Source organism: Wolbachia pipientis (genome assembly GCF_023661085.1).
GTDB lineage: Bacteria > Pseudomonadota > Alphaproteobacteria > Rickettsiales > Anaplasmataceae > Wolbachia.
The window spans coordinates 1-7,572 of record NZ_JAHDJT010000062.1; the positions used below are offsets into that span (position 1 = coordinate 1).

General features: G+C 36.5%; 6 protein-coding genes. 1 reads left to right on the forward strand and 5 read right to left on the reverse strand.

Annotated elements, in window-relative coordinates; genetic code table 11:
• Window positions 1-199 precede the first annotated feature (199 nt).
• The 5 genes from uvrB to DM84_RS03530 all read right to left on the reverse strand — a co-directional run bounded on the left by uvrB (window position 200) and on the right by DM84_RS03530 (window position 6,625).
• Window positions 200-2,149: an excinuclease ABC subunit UvrB gene (uvrB, locus tag DM84_RS03510; RefSeq protein ID WP_250778360.1), complete on the reverse strand. Its 1,950-nt coding sequence runs from the start codon at window positions 2,147-2,149 to the stop codon at window positions 200-202.
• Between the two features lie 84 nt (window positions 2,150-2,233).
• A complete protein-coding gene (locus tag DM84_RS03515) occupies window positions 2,234-2,998 on the reverse strand; it encodes a cytochrome c1 (RefSeq protein WP_250778361.1) in 765 nt (254 codons plus the stop codon).
• Window positions 2,998-4,227, reverse strand: coding sequence for a cytochrome b (locus DM84_RS03520; protein WP_250778362.1), 1,230 nt, complete (start codon window positions 4,225-4,227; stop codon window positions 2,998-3,000). Before DM84_RS03520 ends, DM84_RS03515 begins: the two co-directional genes overlap by 1 nt.
• Before the next feature lie 230 nt (window positions 4,228-4,457).
• Window positions 4,458-5,888 carry a 2-polyprenylphenol 6-hydroxylase gene (gene ubiB / locus DM84_RS03525; protein ID WP_250778363.1) on the reverse strand — a complete coding sequence of 477 codons (1,431 nt, stop codon included), beginning with the start codon at window positions 5,886-5,888 and terminating at the stop codon, window positions 4,458-4,460.
• Window positions 5,885-6,625 carry a metal ABC transporter ATP-binding protein gene (locus DM84_RS03530; protein WP_250778364.1) on the reverse strand — a complete coding sequence of 247 codons (741 nt, stop codon included), beginning with the start codon at window positions 6,623-6,625 and terminating at the stop codon, window positions 5,885-5,887. The genes ubiB and DM84_RS03530 overlap by 4 nt, the downstream gene beginning before the upstream one ends.
• On the opposite strand from DM84_RS03530, the gene DM84_RS03535 reads away from it, so the two are divergent.
• Window positions 6,617-7,504, forward strand: coding sequence for a zinc ABC transporter substrate-binding protein (locus tag DM84_RS03535; protein WP_250778365.1), 888 nt, complete (start codon window positions 6,617-6,619; stop codon window positions 7,502-7,504). The two genes, DM84_RS03530 and DM84_RS03535, sit on opposite strands and share 9 nt — an antisense overlap.
• The last annotated feature ends 68 nt before the right edge of the window (window positions 7,505-7,572 follow it).

Below are 7,572 nucleotides of genomic sequence, written 5' to 3' on the forward strand. Positions count from 1 at the left end.
GTTGCGCTTAAAAGCAGCTAAATTGCAGCGTTTAAGACATAAAAACGCCAATACTAAAAATAAATACTGACCAGGGCTTCTTTTGCCTTTTTCTCATTTAGTAAATTTCTTAATGTTTATAATTAAAGGTTAGTTGCAAGCGGAATTCACGTGAGACCTGCAGCAGCATGGCGTAGCTAGTAAATTGCTTTCTTTCTGCTTAGTTTTGGTTTGCAGGAAGTCTGCCGAATCTTTCGATAATACGTTTTATTTTTGCTGCGTCTTCAAACTCTAGATTCTCAGCATGTTTTAACATCTGCTTTTCTAAATTGACTAAATCGTCCTTACTAATATCGACTTTTCTCTCGGCTGCTACATTATCTTGTAGAGTATTTGATATAGCCTTTATTATAGTTTTTGGTGTAATATTATGTAGTGTATTATATTCTTGTTGTTTCTTTCTTCTTCTTTCTGTTTCTTTCAACGCACGGTCTAAAGAACCGGTCATTTTATCTGCATATAAAACTACCCTACCTTCGGCATTGCGCGCAGCACGACCTATTGTTTGAATGAGCGAAGTTTCTGATCGCAAAAATCCTTCCTTATCAGCATCCAAAATTGCAACCAATCCACACTCTGGAATATCAAGACCTTCCCGCAGTAAGTTAACACCAACTAGAACATCGATTTCTTTCGATCTTAGTTTGCATATAATGTCAATCCTCTCCAGCGCACCAATATCTGAATGTAGGTAACTCACCTTCATATTTAGTTCACTCATATGTTCGGCTAGCTTTTCAGCCATTTTTTTTGTCAATGTGGTAATAAGAACACAAAACCCTTTCTTTATCGTTACTTGCGCTTCGTGAATCACATCATCAACTTGAGTCTCTGTTGGCTTTATAATGCAGATTGGATCTGTAAGCCCCGTTGGACGAATAACTTGTTCTATGAATACATTATTGGTTTTTGCCAACTCATATTTTCCGGGAGTAGCGGAAACGAAAATGGTTTGCGGCCGCACTGCTTCCCACTCTTCAAATTTTAATGGACGGTTATCAAAAGCAGAAGGGAGCCTAAATCCGTGGTCCACCAATTTTTTTTTACGCGCCTCATTACCGCTATACATCGCGCCAACCTGAGGAACGGTAACATGACTCTCATCGACAAATAAAATTACATCTTTAGGTAAATATTCAAACAAAGTAGGCGTTGCATCTCCAGCTTCCATACCGTAGAGATAACGCGAATAATTTTCGATACCTTTACACGTTCCTGTTGCTAGCATCATTTCGATATCAAAGTTGGTGCGCTGTTCAAGGCGCTTTGCTTCAACAATTTTGTTCTGTGAATAGTAATAATCCAAGCGTTCATGCAGCTCTTTTTTGATCAGCTGAACCGCCTGCAATAGAGTTTCACGTGAGGTAATGTGATAGCTGTTTGGAAAAATGGTGATTTTATCTATGCGTTTGATGATATTGCCGGTCATAGCATCAATCTCAGAAATTTCTTCTATTTCATCACCCATTAGCGATAAACGCCAAGCTTTGTTCTCGTAATAGGCAGGAAATATGTCGATAATATCGCCGCGCACTCTGAAATATCCTCTCTCAAATCTGACATCAGAGCGCTTGTATTGGAGATTAGCTAAATTGTTCAGGAAATCATTAACACGAATTTTATCTCCAGCACTTAAAGTCAAGGTCATATTGAGATAGCTCTCGGGCGAACCAAGACCATATATGCAGGAAACACTGGCAACTACAATTGTGTCCCTGCGCTCCAAAAGAGAGCAAACAGCAGAATAACGCAGCATGTCAATTCTTTCATTAATTACAGAGTCCTTTTCAATATAAGTATCAGTTTGTGGCGAATAGGCTTCGGGCTGATAGTAATCATAATAAGAAATGAAGTATCCAACAGCGTTATGGGGAAAAAATCCTCTCATTTCCTCATAAAGCTGCGCCGCTAGAGTTTTGTTGTGCGCCATAATTAATGCAGGCCTGTTTGTTCTTGCGATAACGCTTGCCATAGTGAAAGTTTTTCCAGAGCCAGTAACTCCAAGCAAAACCTGATCTTTTTTGTTGCTGTTTAGCCCTGCAACTAAGCTATCGATTGCTTGTGGCTGATCTCCGGCTGGTTTAAAATGTGTAACGATTTGAAATTCCATAGTTCCTATATTTTCATAATACATTTACTATTAATATACTTGTTAGTGTAAATAAGGTATGAAAGTGAGTAGCAATAAAAAACTTTATCTTTTCTTTTTATAGAGCTTGCTCCAAATTTTATTGTTAGTTAACACAAAAAACACTGTTAAAATTACAAAATATGCTACCACTTTAAATCCAAGCTTGTGTCGGTGCTCTAGTTCCGGCTCTGCTGCCCATTGTAAAAAATTTACCACATCATATGCCATGTTTTCAACTGTAGCCTGCCTTGTACCGTCATACTCTACCATTCCTTCAGAAAGTGGTGGTGCCATAGCTAACTTACCTGTTGGAAAATACGGATTAAAATATAAATCATTTTCATTGTGTTCACCGTTTTGATAACCTGTCAGCAGTGAATAGACATAATTTGCACCATCGTGCCTCGCTTTAATAATTAATGACAAGTCCGGTGGAACTGCACCATTATTACTTGCTGCAGCTGCTTCTTTCGAATCAAAAGGTGCGATAAAATAATCCGAAGGTATTCCCGGTCTATCGAACATTTCACCTAAATCATTCGGACCATCTTTAACTTGATAAGAGGCTGCAATCTGTTTCACATCCTCTTCAGAAAAACCGATATCTTGCAAATTACGAAATGCCACTTTATTCATTGAATGACAAGCAGCACAAACTTCCTTATATACTTTATAGCCACGTTGAATTGACTCCCTATCAAAAGACCCAGTAATTCCATCAAAACTCCAGTCCATTTTTTTATTTGGTGATGGCTTAAACTCTTCAGCACAAAAAAAATGAGCGAGAAATAATATGCAGAACATAGCTAATATATTTTTAATCAGCATTACTTCATCTCCGGCACAGAATCACTTATGGTTTTTGGTGGTTTCTCTGGTTTCTCATACTTACTGAGCAGTGGTAAAACTATTACAAAGTATGTAAAATAATAAAGAGTGGAAAACCTACTTAGGGTAATGTAAGGTTCTTTAACTTCCTGTCCCCCAAGCCAGGTAAGAAATGCAAAATTTACTACGAAAGCCCAGAAAAATTTCTTAAATAATGGGCGATAAGCACCACTTTTAACTTTTGATTTGTCGAGCCAAGGTAATAAAAACCATACTAAAATAGACCCGAACATGGTAAGCACACCAATAAGCTTATTTGGAATTGAACGCAACATTGCATAAAAAGGCAAAAAATACCATTCCGGTACTATATGTACTGGAGTTACCATAGGGTCAGCTTCTATATAATTATCGGGGTGCCCTAGATAATTGGGTGCGTAGAAAACAAACGCAAACAGAACTATAAAAAACAGACCAAAAGTTATACAGTCCTTTACTATATAATAAGGGTAGAGCGGAATGGTATCGTTATCTGATTTTACTTCTGTCCCACTTGGGTTACCAGAGCCAAATCTATGCAGAGCAATGACATGCAGCATAGCTAAAGCGACAATGACAAAAGGCAGAAGGTAATGCAGAGCAAAAAAACGATTGAGCGTTGGATTATCAACAGAGAAGCCTCCCCATAACCATACAACTATTTTATCACCAATTAAAGGTATAGCTGAAAATAAGTTAGTTATAACTGTTGCACCCCAAAAGCTCATTTGCCCCCAAGGGAGAACATATCCCATAAAAGCTGTTGCCATCATTGCAAAGAATATAAATATACCAATAAACCAGACCATCTCTCGTGGCCTTTTATAAGATCCATAATATAACCCACGCATTATATGAACATAGACCACCATAAAGAAGAGCGATGCCCCAACAGCATGAGTGTAACGTATCAGCCATCCATAGTTAACGTCACGCATTATACGCTCCACGCTGTTAAATGCGTGTTCGACATGCGGAGTGTAATGCATAGCAAGAAAGATACCCGTTATTATTTGTAAAATTAGCGCTATACCAGCCAAAGAGCCAAAGTTCCAAGCATAATTTAGATTTTTTGGCACTTGGTAAGAAGCAATGTGCTTTAGAAAAGAAAATATAGGTAATCTATATTCTATCCAACCCAATATGCCTTTTTCTTCTATCGTCGTTTTTTTTTTAGTATCATCTTGCATAACTTGAAGTTTTCTCTATCTTTAATTTTTTTATTGTAACAGCTTATCCTCTATAGACAATAAAAACTTTAAACTCAGAAATCAGATCCCTCACGCAATTGTTTAGCAATAACGCACTTTTCGGTACTATACAGCTAGTGCAATCCTACGTCATAGATCCCGCTAGCAGGTAGCGGGACCGAGGTAAACTTCATTTATTTTAACTATCGCAACTTAAAAAGCAACACTTATTAGAAAATGAAAAGTTTAATGATTAGCACCACGATTACAAACCACAGTAAAAAATAGGTCTTTCGATTTGATCTAATCTTAACCTGGATATTCTCTAGTTTTTGATCAGCTATTAGGTTCAATTTTTCTACAAGGCTGAATACTTCCTGAATTGTCTTTACGGGATAAGAACTTTTTACTCTTTCCCTATAACCTATTTTATTTTTATGTTGATTCTCCGTCCATGCTTCAACTATTTTCCACATATTGATCTCAGGGTAGATTTTTCTACATGTTCCCTCTAGTAAAATCATAGTTTTCTGCAGTAATAGCAATTGTGTTTGAACTTTCATATCAAAATCACCAGTTATTTTGAACAATTGAGCAAGTAAACTAGCAAAAGAAATTTTCTGCATAGGCTGTCCTATAATAGGTTCACCTATTGCTCTACACGCTGTAACGAAATTTTTATGATGTGCTGAGACATAGCCAGCTCTAAAATGTACCTTTGCAACGTGATCGTAGTCCCGATTTAAAAAACCTTTCAATATCTCTGTCACATAATAGCACGTTTCGCGGTCTATTCGGCCCATGATTCCACAATCGAGGGCGACAATATTGTTGTTACTATCGACCATTAGATTTCCAGGGTGCATATCTGCATGAAAGAAACAGTATCTGTATACTTGATTGCAGAACGATTCTATAAGATTTACAGCTATTTGCTTATGATTATTTAGTTTCTCAACCTCGTATATTGGTGTTGCTTCTACCCATTCCAACGTTAAAACTTTTTTTGAAGTCCTGCTCCAATCCACTCCAGGTACATAAAAACCTCTGTCGTTTCTTGTGTTCTCCTTTAGCTCCGAAGAATGAGCGGCTTCAAAACGTAGGTCTAGCTCTAATCGGCAAATTTCAGCAAAAGTTTTAACTAGCTCGATTGGCCTTAGCCTTTTTGATTGCTCGCTAAATCTTTCTGTAACCTCTGCAAGCCAAAAAAGTGTTTTTATATCCCTTGAAAATGCTCTCTCAATATTTGGCCTTAAAATCTTCACCGCAACTTCTTTACCTTCCGTTGTAGTTGCTTTATGCACTTGAGAAATTGATGCTGCTGCAATTGGCTCTTCAGAGAAACTTGAGAAAATGTCACTTAACTTACAATTAAATTCGCTTTCTATAGTTTTAACTGCTATCTTGTGTGAAAAAGATGGCAGCCTATCACATATTAACAATAAGTTATTTGTTATATCCTCATTTAAAATATCAGTACGTGATGAAATGGATTGTCCAAATTTAATAAACACTGGACCTAATTTTTCAAGAGCACACTTTAGTTTGTAGCCTTGTATCTTGTTTATTGACTTCCTTGAAGGAGCAAGCAAACAAGGTAATATGTTGTAACGAGTCAGCACTGCGGTTATATACAAAAGACGCAGAATATTTTGAATCATTTTGCTGCGTAACTGCCAAATATTTCACTTAGAGTTTTATTCTTCATCATTTCACCAGGCTTACCTTGGCAATAGATAGTATTATTTATGCAAATTATATAATCTGAACATGGTACTATGGAGTTTAAATCATGAGATGTCATAAGAATCGAAACCAGTCGTTTTTTTGCTATCTTACTTATAATATCGTAAAACTTAGCCCGTGCGCTAACGTCCATTGCACTGACCGGCTCATCCAGAATAATTAAGTCAGGTTCTGCGATTAAACAGCGTGCAAGCAGCAATAATTGTGTTTGCCCTGCAGAAATCTCTAACACTTGATTCTTCAAAATGTTGCCAATACCAACCAATTCTATCGCTTTTGTAATAATTGATTGATCTTTCTTCAATTTTGTTGAGAAGCTATTTAAAAGGAAATATTCAACTGTTATCGGCATCAAATTACTGATGCTAAAATTTTGTGGCATATAACTGATTTTTATATCGTCAGCAAACATGACACTACCAGTACAGTTCTTATTTATACCAGCAACTGCCTTTACCAAAGAGGTTTTACCTCCACCATTTGGACCAAGTATAGTAACTACATCTCCCCTCTCTATTGATATATTAATACCATCGAGAACCTTCTTATTATCATATGCAAGGGCAAGGTTTTCTATCTTTAGGACACTGCTGTTGACATTGTTTAACTTTTTGACAAAATTTAATTTTTTCTCAACGTTTTCATGAGACATTTACTGGCTTCTTTTCTATCACTTTTGTTTACATTATATCACAGTACTGCCTTTTCATCCAATTTAAAAATCGTAGCTACAATAAAGCCTGTACATTCTCTTGTAGCCTCTGTTACGGATGGAATTTCAAAACCACTCTTGCTTGCCTGTACAGCATCTGTACATGATCATGCATTAAAGCCATCTGATGCAAGTAATTTAGAGTCAAGCGATGTCATATTTTACGTTGATGATAATCTAGAAACATTTGTTAAAACCTTCGCTAGAGGCAATAAAAAACTTGTGCAGTTATCAAAGGCAGTTAACCTACTCCCTGCTCGACCACATTCATTCTCTAGACATATCATTCATATTCAAGACGAAAAAGACCTACACATTTGGCTTAGTCCTGAGAATGCAAAGAACATGATACTTTCTATAAGTACAACGCTGTCTCGTATAGATAAAGAAAATTCTTATAAGTATAACCAAAACGCAATGAGAGCTATAAAGAAGATAGACCAAGAAGCAGAGAAAATTACGAGAGAATTGAATGGCTTTAAAAGCAAAAAATATATAGTTACCCACGATGCCTATCAATATTTTGAAAAATATTTTGGCTTAAGTCACCCAAGTGCCATTCTTTCTATAGAAGAGGATGCTTACATGGGTATGAGAAGTTTGATGAAACTAAGAAAGATGATGAAGGAAGAAAACATTAAATGTATATTTTCTTCTTCACAAGAAGATAGCATAAAACCTAAATCCCTCTCTAATGACGCAAAAATGGTAATTCTTGATCCTATTGGGTCAGACATAGAACCTGGAAAAGAGGCATATCTCGCTATAATTAACGACATCGCACAAAATTTCAAATCTTGTTTTATTGGATCTCAGTAAAGGTTATAGAATTACGCATTTATTTCAGTCAATCTAAAGCTGCACTAACTCGCACTCGGCAAAAAAGA

Bases quoted from the DNA above. Each gene is read 5' to 3' on its own strand.
- uvrB (WP_250778360.1), bottom strand. From the start codon at position 2,149: ATGGAATTTCAAATCGTTACACATTTTAAACCAGCCGGAGATCAGCCA.
- DM84_RS03535 (WP_250778365.1), top strand. From the start codon at position 6,617: ATGAGACATTTACTGGCTTCTTTTCTATCACTTTTGTTTACATTATAT.
- ubiB (WP_250778363.1), bottom strand. From the start codon at position 5,888: ATGATTCAAAATATTCTGCGTCTTTTGTATATAACCGCAGTGCTGACT.
- DM84_RS03520 (WP_250778362.1), bottom strand. From the start codon at position 4,227: ATGCAAGATGATACTAAAAAAAAAACGACGATAGAAGAAAAAGGCATA.
- DM84_RS03515 (WP_250778361.1), bottom strand. From the start codon at position 2,998: ATGCTGATTAAAAATATATTAGCTATGTTCTGCATATTATTTCTCGCT.
- DM84_RS03530 (WP_250778364.1), bottom strand. From the start codon at position 6,625: ATGTCTCATGAAAACGTTGAGAAAAAATTAAATTTTGTCAAAAAGTTA.